This window comes from Thomasclavelia sp. (assembly GCF_047249845.1).
Taxonomy (GTDB): Bacteria; Bacillota_I; Bacilli_A; order Erysipelotrichales; family Coprobacillaceae; genus Thomasclavelia.
Map to the genome: position 1 here is coordinate 57167 of NZ_JBKTWO010000003.1, position 22020 is coordinate 79186.

Genomic DNA, 22020 nt, shown 5'->3' on the forward strand with positions numbered 1-22020 from the left:
TCCTCCCCTACTTATTATCACTTACTAAAGCGACTTTTTTAGCCTCTTCATTAACTTTACTTTTTGCTCTAATTACTACCCCTTCATCAACGATAGCTTTATATACTTCTGCCCCTTCTTCAACTAACACCCCTGGCATTAAGACAGAATCAATAACCTTGGCTCCTTCACCAACATTAACATTATTAAATAATACTGAGCCTTCAACTGTTCCATTAACTAAACAGCCTTGGGTTATCAGTGAATTCTTAACGACTGCTTTATCACCAATAATTTGTGGTTTACCTAAAGTATCCTCAGTATAAATTTTCCAATCTTTTTTAATATTATAAAGATCTAATTCCTTATCTTTTAATAAATCCATATTGGCCTGCCACAAACTTTCAACAGTTCCAACATCTTTCCAATAACCATCAAACTCATAAGCAAATAATTTCTTATTATCATTTAACATATCTGGAATAATATTCATACCAAAATCATGTTTACTATCAGCTTTTTTAGCATCATTAATTAAATATTTACGTAATTGTTTATAAGTAAAAATATAGATTCCCATTGACGCCAATGTTGATTTTGGTTTTTCAGGTTTTTCATCAAACTCATAAATACTTCCATCTTCATTTGTATTCATAATTCCAAATCGGCTTGCTTCTTTTAGTGATACATTTAATACAGCGATAGTTGCATCAGCTTTACGTTGTTTATGTGCTGTAAGCATTTTATCATAATCCATTTTATAAATATGATCACCAGATAAAATCAAAACATACTCTGGATCATATTGATCAATAAAACTTATATTTTGATAAATAGCATCAGCAGTTCCTGCATACCAGGTAGCTCCTACTTCCCCTCTTTCACGTGCTGGTAAAATAGCTGCTAAAGACTGTTTACCATCAAGTCCCCACTTTGTTCCGGCACCAACATAAGTACCTAATAGTACGGATTCATATTGAGTTAATACACCAACAATATCAATTCCTGAATTAGCACAGTTACTTAATGGAAAATCAATAATTCGATATTTTCCTCCAAAATGAACTGCTGGCTTAGCTACTTTAGCTGTTAAGGCTTCCAAACGAGTACCTCTACCTCCAGCTAAAATCATTGCGACAATCTCTCTTCCCATTTTAAATACCTCCTTGTCTGAATGTAAGCGCTTTAACTATAATTTAATTCTATCACAATTTAGAAATAAATTCGAGTTTAATTATCACAAAATATAATTATATATCTTGTCATATATTATACTCTAAAAAATTTTTTATTAAAACAATATCATAATAACTTTTTAGACACTAAAACATCATAATCTTTATAATCTAAACATATATATATAAAGAGGTGAAAAAATGAGTCCACGGATAGCTTATAATGATAAAGAAGTAGATTTATTAGCCCGATTAATAAGATCAGAAGCTTTAGGCGAAGGACAAGAGGGAATGTTATTAGTTGGAAATGTTGTTGTAAATCGTGTTGCTGTATCATGCGATGTCTTTAGAAACGTTACTACAATTACTGAAGCCGTTTATCAAAAAAATGCTTTTGCAGGGGTAAACACTCCATTATTTAATGGTCCAATCAACGCTCTTGATAGAGAATTAGCTTTAAGAACTATTAACGGTTACAGAAACGCTCCTGCCACATATGCTCTTTGGTTTAAAAATCCTGGGAGAAATGTAGTTTGTCCAGAAGTATTCTATGGTTATTTAGCCGGGCGCTTTGGAAATCATTGTTTTTATGATCCTGGCGAAGATTTAAATTGTGAATTTTAAAGGAGAGAAATTATGGATTATTTTGATGACTTAAACCCTTATATGGTAAGACAACAAGAACCTCAATCCCTTACAGGAGAGGCTCCAGCAGTTCCACCTGTCAATCCCGGTGTTATCGGGCAAGCATTTCTTGGAAATATTATAAAGTTAAATGTAGGAAAATTAGGTACTTTTTACTTTAGTTACAACGGTAGTAATGAATGGCGTGATAAAAGTTATGTAGGAATTATCGAAGATGCCGGCCGCGATTATTTTATAATTAAAGAACCTAATGGTCCAAAACGTTTATTATTATCATATGTTTATTTATTATGGGCTGAGTTTGATGAAGAATTAGACTTTCAATTTAGCTATCAATAAGGACTTTGTCCTTATTGATTCTTATTTAGTCTTAGTACATCTTAATTTTATCTAATATATCTTAGCATTATTTAATAAAACTTAACTTTCATCCTTTTCAATAAATTCATGCATATAATGCCAATATGGAGGTATTTATATGTGCGGAATTGTTGGATATACAAACAGTATCACAAATAATCAAGATGTTATTGAAAATATGTTAAAGAAGATTACACATCGTGGACCTGATGATCAGGGGTACTATCAAGATAGTTGTATTTCACTTGGAATGCAACGCTTAAGTATTATTGATTTAAACAGTGGCAAACAGCCACTATTCAATGAAGATAAATCACTAATTTTAATTTTTAATGGTGAAATATATAATTATCAAAATTTAAGAGATAAATTAATATCTTTAGGTCACATTTTTAACACTAATAGCGATAGTGAAGTAATCATTCATGGCTACGAAGAATATGGTAACGATGTCGTTAATCATTTAAGAGGTATGTTTGCTTTTGCAATATATAATCTACATACAAACAAACTTTTTCTTGCTCGTGATATTTTTGGAATTAAACCCTTGTTTTATACGATCATAAATAATCAGTTAGTGTTTGCTTCTGAAATCAAAGCATTATTTGAATATCCTGGTGTCGAAAAAATATTTAATGAAGACTGTCTTGCAAGTTATTTGGCTTTTCAATATAACCCTTTAACAGAAACTTTCTACAAAGGAATCTATCAATTATTACCATCCCATTATTTAGAGTTTAATGATGCTATAAAATTAACCCACTATTTTAAATTTAAATATAATATAAATTCCCATTTGAATGAAAATGAAGCTATTAAAATTATTGAAACAACCATGAAAGATTCAATCACTCAGCATCAATTAGCAGATGTCGAAATGGGTTCCTTTTTATCAGGCGGGATTGATTCATCATACCTTGTTGCCAATAGTCAAGTAAAAAAAACATTCAGTGTTGGTTTTGAGGATCCTCAATGTAATGAGCTCCCCTTAGCTAAAGAACTATGCAAACAATTAGAAATTGAAAATTATCAAAAAACCATTACTAAAGAAGAGTTTTGGCAAAGTGTCCCGACTATTCTAAAAATATTAGATGAACCAGTTGCCGATCCCTCGATCATTCCCTTATACCATGTTTCAAAATTAGCTAGTCAACATGTAAAAGTTGTTCTATCTGGTGAAGGGGCAGATGAATTATTTGGTGGTTATAATATTTATCAAACCCCATTAACTTTAGCTCCAACAAAAATAATTCCTTATTCTATACGAAAAAAAATTAAAAATATTTTTTTAAATTCCAATTGCAATTTTAAAGGAAAACAATACTTAATTAGAGCTGGTCAAACAATTGAAGAAAGATTTATTGGTAATGCCTTTATTTTCCAATATGATGAATTAAAAAAATTAATTAAACCTCAATGGCATATCTATCAGCCCCAGACATTAACAAACCCTTATTATCGAGAAGTCACTAAATATGATGACATAACTAAAATGCAATATATTGACTTGAATTTTTGGTTACGTGGTGATATCTTGCGTAAAGCTGACCATATTTCAATGGCCAATTCACTTGAGGTTCGAGTTCCTTACCTGGATAAAGAAGTATGGTTAACAAGCTCCATTTTACCAACTCAATTTCGAGTTAATAAAAAAGCTACCAAATATATATTTCGAAAAACCGCCGAAAAATCCTTACCTCTTAAAAATAGCCAAAGAAAAAAGCTTGGTTTCCCAGTTCCTATTAATGAGTGGTTAAAAGAAGAAACGTATTACAAACAAATTAAGGATATGTTTAATAGCTCTATTGCTCAAAAATATTTCAACTGTAACTATTTAAATAACCTTCTTGATAACCATTTTAAGGGTATACATAATAATGCTCGAAAAATCTGGACTGTCTATATTTTTTTAACTTGGTATTCTTACAATTTTAATATTATACAACATCAACCACTATCTAATAACACAAACCTCTAAGTTAAACTTGGAGGTTTGTTAAAATATATTTACGAACATTACTAATAAAATGTAAAGAGCCAGTAACAATTAAATTATCATATTTACTAAAATTATTTTGAATTACTTCTTTAAAATCAATCCCATATAATTGTAGTCGCTCATCTAAAAACGTGGCCTGAATCAAAGGATACTCACTTAACAGATTTTTCATTTCATCTATATCTTTATCACCTAAAGCACTGAAAATAATTAATGGATTTTTTATTTTTTGATCATGCAATGTTTTAACTAGCGCTTTGATTCCATCAATATTATGAGCTCCATCCAAATAAATCTTACCAATTTTTTCAAATCGTCCTGGCCAACTAAAAGCATCTAATGCTGCCTGTACTCGTTCATGATCTAAATTTATCAAATGACCACACAAAGTAATTGCAAGCGTTGCATTATCAACTTGATAACTGCCACAATTACTTAAGCGATAACTATGACCAAGACATTTAAATATATATGGATACTGATAGTCACATTCTACGGTCGCTTTAACTACATGACTATTCTTTAACTGAGCTGTTGTCTGAAATATTTTAACTAAATTATCATTTGTCTCACCAGTAAAACAAATTTGATTTTCTTTAATAATTCCTGCTTTATGATAAGCTATTTGTTCTAATGTATCACCTAGCATAAACTGGTGATCATAACCAATATTTGTGATTGCACTGCAAACACTATTAATTACATTGGTTTTATCATTTAATCCTCCAATTCCAGTTTCAATAATCCGAAAATCTAATGATTCTTCATTAAAATATTGCAACATTATCAAAGTATCAATTTCAAACATTGACAATTCTTCAGCAACAATTATTTCAAATAGACTATTTATAATTTTTAGTAATTTTTCATCATCAATCATTTTCCCATTAATACAGATACGATCATTATGACAAATAAGATATGGTGAGGTAAAAGTTCCTACTCGATAACCATGTTCCATTAAAATATTTTTAATAAAATTTGTTGTTGACCCTTTCCCGTTTGTTCCAGCAATATGTATCATATTTTTTTGATGAACATTAAAACTATACTTTTCAATCGTCTCTTTAAATTGTTTTAAAGATCGCTTAGTCCGTCTTGATTCTATATATTTCAAAGCACTTTCAATATCACTAAACATTATTTTCTCCTTTAGCTTATTTTATATTTTTTAATAACAGGTAGTTATTATAATTTTTAATAAATTCAAAAAGGTTGTACTTGACAGTCTTATTACTGTCTAATACAACTTTTATATTTATTTAATATTCTCTATTTGCCAATCAATTGGGGTCATATTATTTTTGATTAAAAATTCATTGGTTTTACTAAAAGGCCGTGATCCAAAAAATCCCCGATGAGCAGAAAGCGGTGAAGGATGAGCGCTTTCTAAAACTAAATGTTTTGTAGTATCAATAAACTGCTTTTTACTACGTGCATTATTTCCCCAAAGAATAAACACCATTGGTTTTTCACGTTTATTTAATGCTTTAACAATATTTAACGTAAAAATTTCCCAACCAATTCCTGCATGACTATTAGCTTTTCCTTGTTCAACTGTTAAAACATTATTAAGTAATAATACACCTTGTTTTGCCCATTTTGTTAAATCTCCATTATTAGGAATAAAAGTTTTAACATCATCGCTTAATTCTTTATATATATTTACTAAACTTGGGGGTATTCTTACTCCAGGATAAACACTAAAAGCTAAACCATTAGCTTGATGCAGCTCATGATATGGATCTTGTCCTAAGATTACCACTTTTACATCTTCATAATCACAAAGGTTTAAAGCTCTAAAAATATTTTGACGGGGTGGAAAAATTGTTTTATGTACATATTCATTTTCTACAAACTGATGTAATTTTTTATAATAATCCTGCTCAAATTCAACAGCAACAATATCTTTAAATCTCATTGAATATAAACCTCTCAATCAACTCAGCCACAACACCTTCATTATTATTAGCCTGAGTAACATAGTCACATACAACTTTTACATCATCCACAGCATTATTAGCACCAACTGCTAAACCTGCCACTTTCAGCATAGACAAGTCATTATAATTATCTCCAACTGCAATCGTATCTTCAATATCAATACCAAGTTTATTTGCTAAATCAATCAATCCCTGACCTTTATCAACACCAACAGCATTAAATTCCATATATCTATTTGATGAATAACTAACCGCTACACAATCATCAGTAATAGACTTTAATTCATCTTCTAAACTCATTAAATATGGTACATCAATATTTTGATAAAGTATTTTTGCAATCGGTATGTCCTTTAAAAAATCTACGTTGTTTTCTTTTGGATAAATAACATCTAATTTTAAATGTGCCAAACGTTTCTTTTCAGATTCACTTAAATTAAAAACATATAACTTATCTGCTGTATAAATATGTTGACAAACATCAAAACTTAACCCTATTTCAAAAATTTCTTTCATCTTTTCAAATGGTAAACCATTAAATTCAATAATACGATTACCTTTATTCTCACTCAATGCTCCCCCATTAAAAGAAATTACATATTCACCCTTAAGATCATTTAATTCTAATTCTTCCAGCTCTGATTGAATCTGCATGAATCCCCGACCAGTTGCTGGTACAAATTTAACCCCATACTCTTTTCTTGCTTTTAATATCGCATCATGGTTTTTCTTTCCTACAAGATGATCATCATTTAATAATGTCTCATCTAAATCACAAGCAATTAACTTATATCCCATTATTTCTCCTCCAAAACAAATTTTTCTATAACCTCTTTAACCGCTCCTTGATAATAATCTAATTTTGTTACATATTGAGCATTTGCTTTAATATCATCAGCAGCACTAATGACACATGTACCAAGATTTGCTGCCTTAATCATTTCTACATCATTGTAATTATCACCAATTGCAATTGTTTCCTTTATATTGATACCTAAGTAATTTGCTAACCATTTTAATCCATAACCCTTATTTACTCCTAGAGCATTAAATTCAAGATACCGATTTGATGAATAACTAACAGCTACTTTTTCTTCAATGATGTTATTCAAATCCCGTTCTATCATCTTTAAATATGATATATCATTTTTTTGATATAATATTTTAGCTATTTGTTCATTTTTTAAATGATCGATACTATAATTATCCATTATAGTAAATGGAGCTTTTTGAGCAATTTTACGTTCTATTTCTTCATTATTAGCATTGTATATGTAACACATATTCATTGTAAAAACTAGTACACAAACCTCATAATCTTTAGCTTTTTTAAATAATATATCTGTTTGTTCAAAAGAAAGGCCTTTAAAATTTAAAACTCGGCTATTTTTGTTCTCAACAATCAATCCCCCATTAAAACAAATTGAATATTCTCCTGATTGTTCATAAGTACCAATTTCTTTTAAAACATCTAAAATCATATTATAAGCTCTTCCTGTTGCAGGAATAAACTTTAAACCTTTTTGACGGGCTTTTTTTATTGCCTTAATATTAAAATCTGGTACATGGTGATCTATCAGTAAAGTTTCGTCCAAATCTGATAACATCAACTTATACATAACTTCCTCCATAATATAATAACATAATTCACTTTAAATCTCCGCTATTTTATCTTCCATAAAATAATTCCATAAAAATCGGCACTCTCATTCTCCATTGTTCTTCATTATGACAAGCTTCTTCAAAAAAACGGACTTCAATTCTATCACTTTTTTCAATCAGTTTTTGATAGATAATCTCATTACTCTCATAATAAATTCGACTTATATTTTCATCACCATTTCCTTCATTACCTCCTAAATCAAGATAAAAACACTCTACTTTACTTAAATCACTATGTTCAATCAACTCACAAAATTCATCAACATAAAACCAATAAGCAGTTGAAAGAGAAGCTGTTTTTTTAAAAACATTACTATATTTTATTCCCGCATAACTAGTAATTATCCCCCCCATAGAACTACCAACCATTGCATTATCATCTTTAAGAGTAGGAAAATGTTCATCAATATATGGTTTTAACTGCTTAATTATAAATCTCATATATTTATCCCCTTCTCCTCCAATATCTATGCTATCATCGCCATATTCTAATTGTAAGATTTCTTTACCTATAGGCCATGGTCCATATTCATCTTCACGTTTATTTAATCGAGTATTACAAGGAATTGCAACCATAATAATATCTAAATTCGTCTCTTTTACATATTCATAAAATCCCCAACTAATTCCCATATAAGATTCATCATCAAAAAAAGCATTTTGACCATCGTTAATATACAACACAGGATAACGTTTATTACTTGTTTGATAATCATCAGGAACATAAATAGTAACCTTTCGTATTCTTCTTAATGCTTTCATATAAATTTTTTTCTCAATAAACACTTTTTGACCTCCATAACAAAAATAAGCACTAAGTGCTTATTATTTAACCCCTGGAATAATTGAAACTTGTTCTCCATCACGGGTAAAAACATAGTTTTCACGAGCATAACGAGCCACATAATCTTCATCATTCAATAAATCTATTTCATTTTCTAACGCCTTTTTTTCTTTAACGACAGCCGCTTTTTGCTTTTTTAATACAGCTACTTCATCTTGATGTTGATAGACCATTATCATACTGTTAAATAAAGTCAACAATAATCCACATCCAACAATCATGTACAAGAATCCTTTGACTGTTTTGAAAATTTTTCTTTTGGCCATCTCATCACCTTCTTTACCCGTTTCATTATACCATTAACTTTTCTAAAAATAAATATTATTGGTCTTAAAATATACTTTATCATTCGAACAATTAATTCAATCAGAAAAAACATATAATAGCTATAATAATTAAGATATAAAATATACCCGACCAACATACTAATAAAAAAGTATAATCTGATTACACCATTATTGATCCTCAACAAACCAAGATAGTAAATATACCCAAAAATAATACCAATAATAATCTGTAAAAAAAGTCTAATGATGCGCTGGTGGTATTTATACAACAAACGGTTGATAAGACTATAAACAAAAGTAAAGACAAACCCAAAAATAAATGAATAACTGATCCCTTGAATCTGTTTAACTAAATCCATTATTTAAGTAATTTATTAAATACACTTTCTTTTACTTTAGGGTTCTTTTTATTTGAAACATAAGAAATTGAATCAATGTTCCCCTTAATACTAACTTCACATTTCTCTTGATCAAGTCTTGTCAAAGAAAGATCACTCCCCTTTATATTTAAAAAACCTAGTGATGTTTCAATTAAAAACTCTAACGAATCAAAACTCTCAATATTCTTAACACCTGTCAATTCAATATTTTTGCGATCTTTTAAATAAACATTATGATAAGGGGTATGTTCAAAACGTATACTATTATTTTCCATATTATTACCTCCAATAAATAATATGAAAAAATTTAAAAATAAGAACAATTAAGCAACATGAATATTTTTACTTCGATACCATAGACAAGCATCCATTTCAATTTCACTAAAAAATTTTTCCTTTTCTTGATAATACTTTTTATTTATATATTTATTAGCAGACCTCTCTTTAATACTCACATACTTAGCTGCTAACTCATGATGTTCTTTTAAATAAAGAGACACTGCAAGATATTTTTCAATCTCGGTCACCTGATCTTCATAAAATACATATAAACAAAAACTATCATTTTTCTTTTTCAAACAATAATATTTTGTATTATCGTTTTCTTTATCGTAATTATAATCTAATTTTTCAAGCTGTCCTATTAATTCACTACTGGATATTGTTTTTTTAACTACAATTAATATATCAATCATTGCCCTAGCTTTTATACCCTTTATTGCAGTTGAACCAATATGATAAATGGAAATAAGATCATTTATAATAACATTACGAATTTCATTTGCTTCAACAGCATATTCTAACGGCCAGTTTTCATTATAATCAACAATTTCAATTGTCATCTTCAATCACCGCCTTGAATATTATTATATCATAAATTAATAAATATAAAAAACAAACTATAACAACAAACAAAAAACGCTAATAAAATCAAAAAACTAATTTTACTAACGTTTAACATTAATCTAAATTTTCTGTAAAAAGGTACGATAAGCTAAATACGCCTCGTAAACATCAACTTTACTTACAATCTCCATTGGAGCATGCATATTTAACACCGCTACCCCAGCATCAATAACATTCATATTATAATTACCTAAAATATAAGCAATCGTACCCCCGCCTCCTTGGTCTACTTTACCAAGTTCTGCAGTTTGATAATAAACATTATTTTCATCAAGAATATTTCTTATTTCCGCCATATACTCAGGATTAGCATCATTAGAACCACTTTTACCACGAGCCCCTGTGTATTTATTAAAAACAATCCCCTTTCCTATATAAGCAGCATTTTTCTTATCATTAACATTTAAATAAAGCGGATCAACCCCTGCACTAACATCGCTAGATAACATTTTAGAATTTGCCATTGCTTTTCTAGTCTTTATAAAGCTATCAATTCCTTGTTTTAATAATAATTCACTAATTGTATTTTCAAAAAATAATGATTGAGCTCCAGTTGCTCCAACACTACCAATTTCTTCTTTATCAACAAGAATTGCACAACTAGTATATTCAGGACTTTCAATATCAAGAATAGCCATTAATGAGGTATATGCACAAACACGATCATCGTGCCCATATCCAGCAACCATACTGCGGTCTACTCCATAATCTCGCGCTTTCCCACTTGGTACAATTTCAATTTCTGCACTTAAAAAATCTTCTTCTTCAAAATCATATTTTTCTTTAAGTATTTTTAAAACATTAGCTTTAACTGAATCCTTTTCCATCTCTTTTAATGGCATACTTGCAAAAGTCACATCCAGGTCTTCTCCCTCAATTACTTTTGCGGCTTCTTTTTTTAACTGATCAGCAGATAAATGAATTAATAAATCACTGATTCCAACAACTGGATCATTTTCATCTTCTCCAATATTTACATTAATTACTGTACCATCTTTTTTTACTACTACTCCAATTAGTGATAATGGGATGGTTACCCACTGATATTTTTTTACTCCTCCATAATAATGTGTATCTAATAATGCAAAACCTTCACTTTCATATAATGGATTTTGTTTTAAATCCAACCTTGGTGAATCAATATGCGCTCCTAAAACTCTTAATCCTGCTTCAATTGGTTTTTTACCAATAACAAATAAAGCAACATTTTTATTCATATTAGTTACATACACTTTATCACCCGGTTTTAAAATATCAACATCTTTTAGCTCTTTATAACCAGCTGCCATCGCTTTTTTCACAGTTTCATTAACACATAGTCTTTCAGTCTTACCTTTAGTAATAAAAGCTTTATACCCCTCATTAAAATCCATTATTTCTTTTATTTGTTCATCATTATATTTTTCCCATGCATTTTTTGCGTACATAAATTTCTCCTTTCATTTCTCCATATATAGTATACCAATTTATTCAATTTCTCAATCATTATGAATGTAAAAATATTATACATTTAGTTACAAAAAAGATATCTAGTAACTAGATATCTCGTTCTATTCGTTCTTCTTTGATTATTTCATATAACATCGTACTATCCTCTTTTAAAACATGTTCACGAAGTTCTTTAACTTTTACCGTTAAAAGATTACGACCAAACTCAATTTCAATCTCATCTCCAACATGCAGCTTAGTACTAGGTTTAGCAACTTTACCATTTACTTTAACCCGTGAACTTTCACTAATTTCCTTTGATAGAGTACGACGTTTAATTATTCGTGATACTTTTAAAAATTTATCTAATCTCATCTTATTTACTCATCACTGCTGTAATTGCAGGAACCACTTGTTTTTTACGAGATATTACCCCTTTTAAAGTTGCCTGATGATCATTTAATTTAATATCAAATGCTTCTTCAACTAAATATGGTTTTGGTCCTGCTACAAAGATTTCACTATTTGCATTAATAATGTCCGTTAATAATAATAGTGTAAAATCCAAACAGTTATCCTCAGCAAATTTATTCATATATTCAAGCATATCCGCTTTATAAGGCATAAAGCCTTCAATATCCATAGAATTAACTTGTCCTACACCTACAGTTCCTTGTTCAAATGGAAACTTTTTAAAATCTTGATTAAAAATTTCCTCAACAGTTTTACCAACTAATGATGTTCCAGCTCTAAACATCTCCATAGCAAAGTTTTCTATATCTACATTTGCAATTTTAGCTAGCTTACGTGCTATTTTAGTATCAATAGGTGTACATGTTGGTGATTTGAATAATAATGTATCTGAAATAACAGCCCCTAATAACGCTCCAGCAATTGATTGAGGAATTTCAATATCATTTTCTTCAAAAATTCTTGTTACAATAGTCGCGGTCGAACCTAAAGGTTCTCCTCTAAATAATAACGGTCCAATCGTTTGAATATCAGCTACTCTATGATGATCAACGATTTCAAGAATATCAGCTTCTTCAATTCCAGGTATTGATTGTCCCCTTTCATTATGATCAACTAAAACAACTTTTTTTCTTAAACCTTTTAATAAAGCAAATCGAGAAATACTTCCAACACAACGATTATTTAAATCAAGCACTGGATAACTACGATATCTTGTTTCACTCATGACTTCTTTAACATGATCTAAAGTATCATCAGTAGTAAATAGCTTTAAATCACCTTTTTGCATAATATATTCAACTGGAATAGCTTGAATTATCTGTTGTGATGTTAGATAAGTATTATAAGGAGTAGAAATAACACTAATACCTTTTTCTTTTAACTTCTCCAACACTTCCATTTCAACATCCAAAGATCCTGTTAAAATAATCAATGATACATTTGCTTCAATCATTGAACTAACCGCATCTTCACGATCTCCACCAATAATTATAATATCACCGGGTTTTACTCGCTTTTTCGCCTCTTCACCACGCATTGCTGCAATATGTAAATCACCCTCAATAAATTTTAAATTATGGTTTAAATATAATACTGATGCTTCTAAAGTATCAACAACATTTTCAATTGGAGTGTGCGCATCCTTTAATAAACTACTATCCCATTTTTCCATATAGCCTTCAACAATATTTGAAGTTGATAATAATCCTAATAATTGTCCATGATCATCTAAAATCGGTGCTGATTTTAAGTTCTGTTGTTTCATTAAAGACCATGCCGTTTTTAATGTTAGCTCTTTAGAAAAAACAGTTACTTTATCATAATTCAAATCTTCTACTTTTTGTTTAACTGTTTTTAAAAGCATTGGTATTTCTAGATGAAATCTTTTTAAGACATACTCTGTTTCACGACTAATTTCTCCCAGTCTAACTGGAACAGCATTATAACGATCGATCGCTTTTAATAAATAGGCATATCCAATCGCTGAACAAATTGAATCAGTATCAGGATTACGATGACCACTTACATAAACCAATTCTTTCATTTTATCCTCCTATTTTTCCATCTTCTTTAAATAACGGTATACCGTTGGTTCAGAAACCGCTAATTTTTCAGCAACTAATACAATTGCCCCTTTTACTTTAAAAGTTCCTTTTTCTTGTAAATATTTTACTACTTTAATTTTCTCATCAACATTTAATCTTTCGGCTAAAAAATAACTAGGGAAGCCCATTTTCTCAAGTGACTCCTTAATATACATATCAATCATTTCATCTAAAGGAGACGATAAAATTTCAACTGGATTATCCATCTTAAATTCAATATCATTTTCATCTTTAATCCCTAAGATCCTTTTTATAGTTGAAGTCAAATACTCTAAATCTGATATATTTACATTAACACATAACATTCCCACAGGTATTTCTTTACCATTTTCTTTAATAAAATATGTAGCTGAACGCATTAATTTACCATCTGGTCCTGTCGTTTTATAATTTAACACATAATCATTGTCTAAATATTGTTTTTCTTCTAAGTAATGCAATGATAAATTCGATAACTTTGCCCCTATTTCTCTTCCTGAATTATGATTATTAGTAATTGCAACAATCTCCTGTTCTTTAGAAGTTAAATCATGCAATGCAATTTCCACATTATCTCCTAGAGCTTTTCCCAAAAATTCTGTCATTGCAGCATATGGTTCTAGATATTTATACATTTTTATTAATCACTCCTTTATCGCAATTATACACGAATTTCGATAAAATTAGTAGCATTTTTTATCACGATAATAAAAAAACTAGATTTTATTAAAAAATTTATCATTATAATAATTATAACATAATCTTTCTACTATTGATTCATTAAGATATCAAAAATAAAAAATGATAATATTAAATATTACCATTCTTTATTCCTCTTTACCTTCAAAAATCAACCAGACTATACCACAGACAATTCCCCCTATTGGGTAAACTATCCAAGAAACTCTCCATGCATTACTCATAAATGACCACCATAAATAAATTATTGTTGCAATCATCATAATAATTCCACAATACATAGATGCTTTCTTATTCTTTTTCTCTTCAATAATTTTATTATGATCAACACGATCATATTTACTCTTAAGAATTCCAAAATATACAAAAATCCCAATTGCTATTGTTACAAGTATCATAAACAATCCATTAGCTAAACCTTCATTATACATATTATCAACCAGTATCTGAACAACCACTCCAAATAAAATCAATCCAACACCTACAGTAATAGCTAGAGAATACTTCTGATTAAAAACCATTCGCTCATTTTCATCATAAAAATCATCAAATTCTATTTTTCGTTCTTCAAAATGAGAATCTACCATCCCAAAATAAATAAAACTGATTACCCCTATTAAAACAAAGAATAAAAACAAAATTTGGGGAATAAACTCATATTTAGTATTTTCCGGGAAATAAATTTCCGTAAACAAATACACACAAACCCCAGACAAAATAGAAACTATTCCAAAAGAATATGCCTTAGCTATTAGATCATAATGTTTTTCATATATATGTTTGGCAGCCGAATCATGAGATGTTAAATCATTCTTTAATAGATCATCAATAGTACATTCAAATATTTCACTTAAGATAATCAACGAATCCATCTCTGGCATTCCATTTTTAGATTCCCACTTAGACACAGCTTGTCTTGATACATTTAATCGCTCGGCCAATTGTTCTTGAGACAACCCTTTCTGTTTTCTTAATACTTTTAAATTTTCACTTAAACTCATCTTTATCACCTCACTATAAATATTAAATGAGCAATTATATTTTTACCACCAACAAACTGTTGCACCTATTAGCTTTTTAGCAACTTTTCGTTGCAATTATATAATATCAACGTTTTTGCCACATTTTTTTAGTAATACCATAATGAATGACATCTTGATAAATTCCTTTTATTTTTAATTCTTGAATTCCAATCCCTTCTAATTGCATCCCAGATTTAGCCATAACACGTCCTGAAGCAGGATTTGTTCTATAATGTATAGCTTCAATACGATTCAATTTTAAATCTTCAAAACAATATTCTAAGATTTTCGTTAATACTTCTTGCATATATCCTAAATTCCAATAATCATGATCCAGTAAATAGCCAAAGCTTGCTTTATCATTAGCCTCATCAACCCTAATATCTATTGCTCCAATACACAGATCACTATCTTTTAAAGTAATTGCATATGCACCTAAACTATTTAAATAATAACTTTCAATGATATCTAATGCCTGTTGCCTGGTGGTTACCCCATTCCAATCAAGATATTTTACTACCTGTTCATCACTACCATATTTATATACGGCATCAATATCACTATGTTTGAACCTTCTCAATCTTAAACGCGACGTCTCTAAAACACCTTTTATCAAGTTTCTATTCACTCTAAAAATCCTTTCCTATTTGATAAGCACGTTTTAAATTATTATTATAATTACATTCTCTTTCTGGATAATCACGTGACATTCTATCAAATACGATCATTTCTTTCAATTTAGCTCTTTTTCCAATACGATCACCTAACATCACAACTTTCATCGCTTCTACCTGCTGCTGGCGAATCGTTTCATTTAAATCGCCACCCATAGTTACAAGCATTAATACTCTATCTAATTGTTTCATTTCAGCTTTTTTACCATATGCAAAACCATATGTCCAAACTCGCTGAAACCAACCTACTAGTTTACTTGGGGCTTCAGTCCAAAAAACAGGATAAATAAATACCAGGGCATCACTTTTATTAATTAAATTTTGATGTTGTTTGATATCTGCAGGTATTTCTAAATTATCATTATAAAAAGCTTCTCTTAAATATTCCTTTTCACTAAAAGTTTCATTAAAATCTAGATTATATAAATCTAATACTTGATACTCATGATTACTATCTTTCAAACCTTTAATAAACTCATCTTTCATATTAGCAGTAAAACTATTATCACAAGGATGACAATATATTATTAATACCTTCATAATATTCTTCCCTTCTTTTCTATCTGGTATTGCGTTATTAAGAATATCTCTAATAAGTCACTTTTATTCTTTTAAAATATCAAATACTTTGTAGAAGAACTATTTACAAAATACATTAATTGCAATCTTAATATACTTTATCTCTTATAAATTATTAAAAAGTTCTTATACTAATAATATTCTTATTATAGTCAATAGTAAAGTATCCCTATAGTATACGAATAATGCCTAAGCAAATGCTTAGACATTATCTATTATTTTGTTGAAAGATACTCATCCATTGCTTGAGCTGCTGTTTTACCAGCTCCCATAGCAAGAATTACTGTAGCTGCTCCAGTAACAACATCACCACCAGCATATACACCATCTTTACTTGTTTTCATTGAGTCTTCATCAACGATAATTCCACCCCATTTTTGAGTCTCTAGACCTGGTGTAGTTTGTCTAATTAATGGATTTGGACTTTGTCCAATTGAAACAATTACTGTTCCTGTTTCAATTATGAAATTTGATCCTTCTTTAACTACTGGTCTTCTTCTTCCACTTTCATCAGGTTCCCCAAGTTCCATTTCAACACATTCCATTGATTTAACCCAACCATCTTTACCTTCGATTTTAACAGGATTTGTTAAAAGTTTAAAAATAATTCCTTCTTCTTTAGCATGATGTACTTCCTCAGCTCTTGCTGGAACTTCTTCAGCTCCTCGACGATATACGATATACACATCTTTAGCACCTAAACGCTTAGCTGTTCTAGCTGCGTCCATTGCGACATTACCCGCACCAATTACACATACTGTATCAGTTATTTTAACTGGTGTTGGGTGTTTAGGAAATTCATATCCTTTCATTAAATTAACCCTTGTTAAAAACTCATTAGCTGCATAAACTCCATTTAAATTTTCACCAGGAATATTTTGAAACCGTGGCAGTCCTGCCCCACTCCCAATAAAAATACCTTGATATCCTTGTTCTTGGAGTTCATCAATTGTAATTGAGCGTCCAACAACCACATTTGTTTCAAACTTAACCCCTAGAGCTGCAACACTGTCAACTTCTTTTTGAACTAAATCTTTAGGTAATCTAAATTCTGGAATTCCATAAGATAAAACTCCGCCGGTTTTATGAAGGGCTTCAAAAACAGTCACTTGATATCCTTTTTTTGCTAATTCACCAGCACAAGTGATTCCCGCAGGTCCTGATCCAATTATCGCAACTTTAATGCCATTACTTTCTATTTTTAATTCTGAAACTTTTCCATGAGCCATATGATAGTCTGCAACAAATCTTTCCAAACGCCCAATCCCTACAGCCTCTCCTTTAATTGCTCGCACACACTTACCTTCACACTGATTTTCTTGTGGACAAACACGACCGCAAATTGCAGGTAAAGCATTTTCACTTGTAATAATCTTATATGCTTCTTCAAAATTGCCTGCTGCAACTTCTTGGATAAATTCAGGAATTGGCACACCTACTGGACATCCCTTTTTACAAGGCTGATGTTTACAATTTAAACATCGTGTTGCCTCCTCCATCGCCATTTCTTTAGTATATCCTAAAGCCACTTCATCAAAATTTTTATTTCTTACATCTGCCTTTTGTTCAGGCATAGTAACTTTTGTCAATGACATATTTGGCATTATTTAGCACCTCCCATTAAATTACACATCCGATTTGCATTTTCATTTACTGTATGTTCTTCTTCTTTAAACATTCGTTGACGCATCATTAATTCATCAAAATCAACTTGTAAACCATCAAAATCAGGACCATCAACACAAGCAAATTTTATTTTACCATCAACACTAACACGACAGCAGCCACACATACCTGTTCCATCAATCATAATTGGATTTAATGATACAGATGTTTTGATGTTATTAGGTTTTGTCACATTAACAACTGCTTTCATCATCGGTACTGGACCAATTGCAATTACCTCATCTATATTTTCACCTTTTTCAATCAAATTACTTAATACAGTAGTAACAAACCCTTTGGTACCTAAAGATCCATCATCAGTTGCTATATAAACATTTTTACAAAATTTTCTAAATTCATCAGCCAATAAAACATATTGTGCTTCACGTCCACCAATAATAACATCAACCTCTACACCTCGGTTTGCTAACTCACGAAGTTGAGGATATAATGGTGCACTTCCTACCCCACCAGCTACACCAATTACATGTTTAACTTCATGAAATTTAGTAGGAATTCCTAAAGGCCCAACAAAATCAGTTAATTCATCACCTTCATTTAATTTAGCTAACTCCTTTGTTGAATATCCAACAACCTGATATATAATTGTAATTGTTTCTCTATCTCGATCAAAATCAGCAATTGTTAAAGGAATTCTTTCACCATCTTCACCAACTCTCAAGATGATAAATTGTCCAGGTTCACATTTTCTTGCTACATACGGAGCATGAACTTCCATTAGTTCAACAACATCATTTAGTACTTCTTTTTTCAAAATCTTGTACATACTATTTCCCCCTACATTATTTATTCCTACCTATTGTAGCTTGCTTAAACAAAAAAAACAATGCTAATTCAAAATTTTTGTATACAATATTATAATAAGAATTCTATAACTAAATAATTCTAACTCTAATTTCTATAATATAATAAAAAACACTTAATTATTTAATAATCAAATGTTTATAATAATTATTCAATTCAGTAGTCAACAATATATTAAAAATTAATTTAATAAATCAAATTTATCAATTACTTTTTCACCGATCATAAAAACAGCAACTAACGAAAACGAATATATTAGAATCGTATATAATTGAATATCTAATAACTTTAACATTAGACAAGTAATACCGATTAGAATAGACAATGTAATACTATAGAGGTGATACTTTTTTTGTTCCAATTCATTTAATATTTTATTATTAGGCTGGACCGGTGAAAGATAGACGATGCTTCCTTCAATTATCAAAATGTTTATGCATAGTACTACTATTGAAAAGTTAAAATACTCTTTTATTATTACATATAATCCAAAAAAAGCTACATATGTACTAATACACCCCAAATGTGTTGTACAATGATATCCTCCTGTATATCTTCTTAAAATAAGAAAAATAACATTATATATAACAGCTTCAAAAAAACAGTCTAGGATAAATCCAATCATCATTATTAATAATATTTCTACAAGAATAGATATCAAAATCTCTATCCTAAATTTATAAATCGCACGGTTTTTGGATATTATGTTTAACGATTCTAATATTTGTATTGTTTTCTCTGCTAAGAATTCAAACAAATATTCTCACCCCCTGATACCTAAAATAACATAAACATAATATATTTATCTATACATTTACAAATTCGGTCATAAATCCAACATATTTGGGAAAAATCTTTTTTAGGCCAAATCCAACTATGTTAGACAATCATCTTTTTGTTTGTGTATAATATAAACACTTAGTAAAGGAGGAAGCGTTTTGTATAATATTGCCATTATTGATGATGAAACTGAAATTCTTGAAATAATCTATAATAAAATTAAACATATCTTTGATAATGAAGGAATTACTCCTATATTCACATGTTTAAATAACTCTCAACAACTAAAGATGGATAACTTTTATGATATTTTATTTTTAGATATTGATATGCCTAACATAGATGGTATTGATTTAGCACAAACTTATTTACAAAAACATAGTGATACTATTATTATTTTCATTACTAATAAATATGATTTAGTATTTAATGCGTTTAGTGTTCATCCATATGATTTCATTAAAAAGGAAGATCTTGATGAAGGGTTGATTCAACCAATTAAACATCTAATTTCTAAACTTAATAAAGAAAATAAAATTATATCAATTCGTGATAAAAATAATATTATTAATATAAATTGTAAAGATATTATTTATTGTGAAAGTTATGGTCATAAATGTTATATACATACTATACATAATACTATAGAAACTACTAAATATAAATTATCTAATATTGAAAGTATTATCAATTCTCCTGATTTTTATATGATCAATCAGTCATATTTAATTCATTGGAAATATGTAACTAGAATTGAAAATAAAAGTGCAATTATTAAGGATAAAACTAATCTTTTAATAAGCAAACGCCGATTAAAAGAATCCTTAATCTCTTATCAAAAATATATAATAAGAAATTTATAAACCCTTATTTTATAGCTTAATCTAATCTTTAATTGTGGGAGATTTTTTAAACAAAAATTGTATTTATATTGATATTGGGGTATAATAATGCTTGCTTTAAGGAGGATATTATGGCAGCAATAAGTTATGAATTAAAACATATTTGTAAACAATCTGGTGCTCGCTATGGAATTTTGCATACTCCTCATGGTGATGTTGAAACACCAATGTTTATGCCAGTAGGAACATTAGCTACTGTAAAAGGAATTTCCCCAGAAATGTTAAAAGAAATGCATTCACAAGTTGTTCTTGCAAATACTTATCACTTGTGGCTACGTCCTGGTGAAGATGTAGTTGCACAAGCTGGTGGCTTACATAAATTTATGAATTATAATGGACCAATGCTAACTGATAGTGGTGGATTTCAAGTTTTCTCATTAGGGAAAACACGAAAGATTGAAGAAGAAGGCGTAAAATTCAAAAGTATTATCGATGGCAGCTCACTGTTTTTGTCACCAGAAAAAGCAATTGATATTCAAAATAAGTTAGGTGCTGATATTATTATGTCATTTGATGAGTGTGCCCCTTATCCTTGTACTTACGACTATATGAAAAATAGTATGGAACGAACCCTGCGTTGGGCTAAGCGGGGAAAAGAGGCTCACAAAAATACTGATAAACAAGCACTATTTGGAATTGTTCAGGGCGGTGAGTTCCCTGACTTAAGAGAACATTGTGCTAAAGAATTAGTTGCAATGGATTTTCCTGGATACTCAATTGGAGGAACTAGTGTTGGTGAACCAAAAGATGTCATGTATAAGATGGTTGATGATACTATTAAATGGCTGCCAGAAGATAAACCTCGTTATCTGATGGGAGTAGGCAACCCCATTGATTTAATTGAATGTGCCATTCGTGGAATTGATATGTATGACTGTGTCTTACCTACTCGAGTGGCTCGTCATGGTGCTGTTATGACAAGTCAAGGACGTTTAAATATTAATAATGAAAAGTTTAAATATGATTTTACTCCCTTAGATCCTGAGTGTGACTGCTATGCATGTAAGAATTATACAAAAGCATATATTCGTCATTTACATAAATGTGATGAAATCTTTGGCAAAACGCTATTATCAATTCATAATGTTAATTTTTTACTACAATTAGCAACAGATATTCGTGAAGCAATTAAAGAAGACCGTTTACTTGACTTCAAAAAAGAGTTTTTAGATAAATACGGTCATGATGTATATAAGAGGGCCTTTTAAT

25 protein-coding genes are annotated in these 22020 nt (G+C 29.7%); 5 read left to right on the forward strand and 20 right to left on the reverse strand.

Annotated features, from left to right (window positions below):
• Positions 1-7: 7 nt before the first annotated feature.
• On the reverse strand, positions 8-1132 hold the full coding sequence (locus tag ACLR9T_RS01305) for a glucose-1-phosphate adenylyltransferase (RefSeq protein ID WP_413107725.1): 1125 nt from the start codon (positions 1130-1132) through the stop codon (positions 8-10).
• Positions 1133-1355: 223 nt separating this feature from the next.
• On the opposite strand from ACLR9T_RS01305, the gene ACLR9T_RS01310 reads away from it, so the two are divergent.
• The 3 genes from ACLR9T_RS01310 to asnB all read left to right on the forward strand — a co-directional run bounded on the left by ACLR9T_RS01310 (position 1356) and on the right by asnB (position 4137).
• Positions 1356-1778, forward strand: coding sequence for a cell wall hydrolase (locus ACLR9T_RS01310; RefSeq protein ID WP_413107726.1), 423 nt, complete (start codon positions 1356-1358; stop codon positions 1776-1778).
• 42 nt (positions 1779-1820) lie between these two features.
• Positions 1821-2138, forward strand: coding sequence for a spore coat protein GerQ (locus ACLR9T_RS01315; protein WP_413107727.1), 318 nt, complete (start codon positions 1821-1823; stop codon positions 2136-2138).
• Between the two features lie 139 nt (positions 2139-2277).
• Positions 2278-4137 carry an asparagine synthase (glutamine-hydrolyzing) gene (asnB, locus tag ACLR9T_RS01320; RefSeq protein ID WP_413107728.1) on the forward strand — a complete coding sequence of 620 codons (1860 nt, stop codon included), beginning with the start codon at positions 2278-2280 and terminating at the stop codon, positions 4135-4137.
• A 1-nt stretch (position 4138) separates the two neighbouring features.
• Here asnB and ACLR9T_RS01325 read toward each other — a convergent pair whose 3' ends face one another.
• The 19 genes from ACLR9T_RS01325 to ACLR9T_RS01415 all read right to left on the reverse strand — a co-directional run bounded on the left by ACLR9T_RS01325 (position 4139) and on the right by ACLR9T_RS01415 (position 19886).
• On the reverse strand, positions 4139-5299 hold the full coding sequence (locus ACLR9T_RS01325; RefSeq protein WP_413107729.1) for a bifunctional folylpolyglutamate synthase/dihydrofolate synthase: 1161 nt from the start codon (positions 5297-5299) through the stop codon (positions 4139-4141).
• A 117-nt stretch (positions 5300-5416) separates the two neighbouring features.
• Complete coding sequence (locus tag ACLR9T_RS01330; RefSeq protein ID WP_413107730.1) at positions 5417-6079, reverse strand: uracil-DNA glycosylase; 663 nt, start codon at positions 6077-6079, stop codon at positions 5417-5419.
• Entirely contained in the window at positions 6069-6899 is an 831-nt protein-coding gene (locus ACLR9T_RS01335) for a Cof-type HAD-IIB family hydrolase (RefSeq protein WP_413107731.1), read from the reverse strand. Before ACLR9T_RS01335 ends, ACLR9T_RS01330 begins: the two co-directional genes overlap by 11 nt.
• The gene (locus tag ACLR9T_RS01340; RefSeq protein WP_413107732.1) at positions 6899-7720 is read right to left on the reverse strand and encodes a Cof-type HAD-IIB family hydrolase; all 822 of its coding nucleotides are present in this window, start codon (positions 7718-7720) and stop codon (positions 6899-6901) included. The genes ACLR9T_RS01335 and ACLR9T_RS01340 overlap by 1 nt, the downstream gene beginning before the upstream one ends.
• Positions 7721-7769: 49 nt before the next feature.
• Positions 7770-8549, reverse strand: coding sequence for an alpha/beta hydrolase (locus ACLR9T_RS01345; protein WP_413107733.1), 780 nt, complete (start codon positions 8547-8549; stop codon positions 7770-7772).
• Between the two features lie 39 nt (positions 8550-8588).
• Complete coding sequence (locus ACLR9T_RS01350; RefSeq protein WP_413107734.1) at positions 8589-8873, reverse strand: FtsB family cell division protein; 285 nt, start codon at positions 8871-8873, stop codon at positions 8589-8591.
• Positions 8825-9253 (reverse strand): spore cortex biosynthesis protein YabQ, encoded by a 429-nt coding sequence (gene yabQ / locus ACLR9T_RS01355; protein WP_413107735.1) that lies wholly within the window; start codon positions 9251-9253, stop codon positions 8825-8827. The genes ACLR9T_RS01350 and yabQ overlap by 49 nt, the downstream gene beginning before the upstream one ends.
• The gene (yabP, locus tag ACLR9T_RS01360) at positions 9253-9549 is read right to left on the reverse strand and encodes a sporulation protein YabP (RefSeq protein ID WP_413107736.1); all 297 of its coding nucleotides are present in this window, start codon (positions 9547-9549) and stop codon (positions 9253-9255) included. Before yabP ends, yabQ begins: the two co-directional genes overlap by 1 nt.
• A 48-nt stretch (positions 9550-9597) precedes the next feature.
• Complete coding sequence (locus tag ACLR9T_RS01365; protein WP_413107737.1) at positions 9598-10116, reverse strand: GrpB family protein; 519 nt, start codon at positions 10114-10116, stop codon at positions 9598-9600.
• Between the two features lie 123 nt (positions 10117-10239).
• Positions 10240-11607, reverse strand: a complete 1368-nt coding sequence (locus ACLR9T_RS01370) for an aminopeptidase (protein WP_413107738.1) — start codon at positions 11605-11607, stop codon at positions 10240-10242.
• Positions 11608-11716: 109 nt separating this feature from the next.
• A complete protein-coding gene (locus ACLR9T_RS01375; protein WP_413107739.1) occupies positions 11717-11983 on the reverse strand; it encodes an RNA-binding S4 domain-containing protein in 267 nt (88 codons plus the stop codon).
• A 1-nt stretch (position 11984) separates the two neighbouring features.
• Complete coding sequence (locus ACLR9T_RS01380; RefSeq protein ID WP_413107740.1) at positions 11985-13625, reverse strand: putative manganese-dependent inorganic diphosphatase; 1641 nt, start codon at positions 13623-13625, stop codon at positions 11985-11987.
• A gap of 9 nt (positions 13626-13634) precedes the next feature.
• Positions 13635-14300, reverse strand: a complete 666-nt coding sequence (locus ACLR9T_RS01385; RefSeq protein ID WP_413107741.1) for a transcriptional regulator — start codon at positions 14298-14300, stop codon at positions 13635-13637.
• 192 nt (positions 14301-14492) lie between these two features.
• Positions 14493-15365, reverse strand: coding sequence for a helix-turn-helix transcriptional regulator (locus tag ACLR9T_RS01390; protein WP_413107742.1), 873 nt, complete (start codon positions 15363-15365; stop codon positions 14493-14495).
• Between the two features lie 106 nt (positions 15366-15471).
• On the reverse strand, positions 15472-16014 hold the full coding sequence (locus tag ACLR9T_RS01395; RefSeq protein WP_413107743.1) for a GNAT family N-acetyltransferase: 543 nt from the start codon (positions 16012-16014) through the stop codon (positions 15472-15474).
• A gap of 1 nt (position 16015) precedes the next feature.
• The gene (locus ACLR9T_RS01400; RefSeq protein WP_413107744.1) at positions 16016-16600 is read right to left on the reverse strand and encodes an NAD(P)H-dependent oxidoreductase; all 585 of its coding nucleotides are present in this window, start codon (positions 16598-16600) and stop codon (positions 16016-16018) included.
• A gap of 254 nt (positions 16601-16854) precedes the next feature.
• The gene (gene gltA, locus ACLR9T_RS01405) at positions 16855-18243 is read right to left on the reverse strand and encodes an NADPH-dependent glutamate synthase (RefSeq protein WP_413107745.1); all 1389 of its coding nucleotides are present in this window, start codon (positions 18241-18243) and stop codon (positions 16855-16857) included.
• Positions 18243-19091, reverse strand: coding sequence for a sulfide/dihydroorotate dehydrogenase-like FAD/NAD-binding protein (locus tag ACLR9T_RS01410; protein WP_413107746.1), 849 nt, complete (start codon positions 19089-19091; stop codon positions 18243-18245). Before ACLR9T_RS01410 ends, gltA begins: the two co-directional genes overlap by 1 nt.
• Positions 19092-19310: 219 nt before the next feature.
• Positions 19311-19886 (reverse strand): accessory gene regulator B family protein, encoded by a 576-nt coding sequence (locus ACLR9T_RS01415; RefSeq protein WP_413107747.1) that lies wholly within the window; start codon positions 19884-19886, stop codon positions 19311-19313.
• 181 nt (positions 19887-20067) lie between these two features.
• Here ACLR9T_RS01415 and ACLR9T_RS01420 point away from each other — a divergent pair, with 181 nt between their 5' ends.
• Positions 20068-20772: a LytR/AlgR family response regulator transcription factor gene (locus ACLR9T_RS01420; protein WP_413107748.1), complete on the forward strand. Its 705-nt coding sequence runs from the start codon at positions 20068-20070 to the stop codon at positions 20770-20772.
• 110 nt (positions 20773-20882) lie between these two features.
• Entirely contained in the window at positions 20883-22019 is a 1137-nt protein-coding gene (gene tgt / locus ACLR9T_RS01425) for a tRNA guanosine(34) transglycosylase Tgt (protein WP_413107749.1), read from the forward strand.
• Position 22020: the final 1 nt, after the last annotated feature.

What these genes read in the sequence shown, in the direction of transcription:
- yabP (WP_413107736.1), bottom strand. Translation starts at nt 9,549, where the DNA reads ATGGAAAATAATAGTATACGTTTTGAACATACCCCTTATCATAATGTT.
- ACLR9T_RS01375 (WP_413107739.1), bottom strand. Translation starts at nt 11,983, where the DNA reads ATGAGATTAGATAAATTTTTAAAAGTATCACGAATAATTAAACGTCGT.
- ACLR9T_RS01340 (WP_413107732.1), bottom strand. Translation starts at nt 7,720, where the DNA reads ATGTATAAGTTGATGTTATCAGATTTGGACGAAACTTTACTGATAGAT.
- ACLR9T_RS01365 (WP_413107737.1), bottom strand. Translation starts at nt 10,116, where the DNA reads ATGACAATTGAAATTGTTGATTATAATGAAAACTGGCCGTTAGAATAT.
- gltA (WP_413107745.1), bottom strand. Translation starts at nt 18,243, where the DNA reads ATGCCAAATATGTCATTGACAAAAGTTACTATGCCTGAACAAAAGGCA.
- ACLR9T_RS01335 (WP_413107731.1), bottom strand. Translation starts at nt 6,899, where the DNA reads ATGGGATATAAGTTAATTGCTTGTGATTTAGATGAGACATTATTAAAT.
- ACLR9T_RS01325 (WP_413107729.1), bottom strand. Translation starts at nt 5,299, where the DNA reads ATGTTTAGTGATATTGAAAGTGCTTTGAAATATATAGAATCAAGACGG.
- ACLR9T_RS01410 (WP_413107746.1), bottom strand. Translation starts at nt 19,091, where the DNA reads ATGTACAAGATTTTGAAAAAAGAAGTACTAAATGATGTTGTTGAACTA.
- ACLR9T_RS01330 (WP_413107730.1), bottom strand. Translation starts at nt 6,079, where the DNA reads ATGAGATTTAAAGATATTGTTGCTGTTGAATTTGAGCAGGATTATTAT.
- ACLR9T_RS01380 (WP_413107740.1), bottom strand. Translation starts at nt 13,625, where the DNA reads ATGAAAGAATTGGTTTATGTAAGTGGTCATCGTAATCCTGATACTGAT.
- ACLR9T_RS01350 (WP_413107734.1), bottom strand. Translation starts at nt 8,873, where the DNA reads ATGGCCAAAAGAAAAATTTTCAAAACAGTCAAAGGATTCTTGTACATG.
- yabQ (WP_413107735.1), bottom strand. Translation starts at nt 9,253, where the DNA reads ATGGATTTAGTTAAACAGATTCAAGGGATCAGTTATTCATTTATTTTT.
- ACLR9T_RS01310 (WP_413107726.1), top strand. Translation starts at nt 1,356, where the DNA reads ATGAGTCCACGGATAGCTTATAATGATAAAGAAGTAGATTTATTAGCC.
- asnB (WP_413107728.1), top strand. Translation starts at nt 2,278, where the DNA reads ATGTGCGGAATTGTTGGATATACAAACAGTATCACAAATAATCAAGAT.
- tgt (WP_413107749.1), top strand. Translation starts at nt 20,883, where the DNA reads ATGGCAGCAATAAGTTATGAATTAAAACATATTTGTAAACAATCTGGT.
- ACLR9T_RS01400 (WP_413107744.1), bottom strand. Translation starts at nt 16,600, where the DNA reads ATGAAGGTATTAATAATATATTGTCATCCTTGTGATAATAGTTTTACT.
- ACLR9T_RS01370 (WP_413107738.1), bottom strand. Translation starts at nt 11,607, where the DNA reads ATGTACGCAAAAAATGCATGGGAAAAATATAATGATGAACAAATAAAA.
- ACLR9T_RS01305 (WP_413107725.1), bottom strand. Translation starts at nt 1,132, where the DNA reads ATGGGAAGAGAGATTGTCGCAATGATTTTAGCTGGAGGTAGAGGTACT.
- ACLR9T_RS01385 (WP_413107741.1), bottom strand. Translation starts at nt 14,300, where the DNA reads ATGTATAAATATCTAGAACCATATGCTGCAATGACAGAATTTTTGGGA.
- ACLR9T_RS01390 (WP_413107742.1), bottom strand. Translation starts at nt 15,365, where the DNA reads ATGAGTTTAAGTGAAAATTTAAAAGTATTAAGAAAACAGAAAGGGTTG.
- ACLR9T_RS01315 (WP_413107727.1), top strand. Translation starts at nt 1,821, where the DNA reads ATGGTAAGACAACAAGAACCTCAATCCCTTACAGGAGAGGCTCCAGCA.